Annotated in this window: 1 pseudogene; it reads left to right on the top strand. The window is 66.4% G+C overall.

Annotated features, from left to right (window positions below):
• Positions 1–247, top strand: a pseudogene (locus SB751_RS33900) (hypothetical protein); the annotation flags it as partial.

The raw sequence follows: 247 nt of genomic DNA, 5'->3' as shown, positions 1-247 counted from the left end.
CTGGCACCTTTCCCTACGCCGGCGCGCACCTGAAGCCAGACATCGAGCGCTATGCGTATTCCTCGCAGGATGGCAATGCCGGCGATTCCCTGCCTCTGCGGCGCCTGCCCGCGCCCGATCTGGACAAGCTGCTGCCGGCATTCGCCTACGGCGAGGCGGCGCTGCTGATCTATCAGTACTTCCATTACGCCGACCACGTCGAGGTCGCGCCGACCATCGAGCGCTTTGCCGGCACGACCGAGGAGGC

This window comes from Cupriavidus sp. SIMBA_020 (assembly GCF_046535395.1).
GTDB classification, from domain to species: domain Bacteria; phylum Pseudomonadota; class Gammaproteobacteria; order Burkholderiales; family Burkholderiaceae; genus Cupriavidus; species Cupriavidus campinensis.
This window is presented reverse-complemented; position numbering and strand designations above follow the sequence as displayed.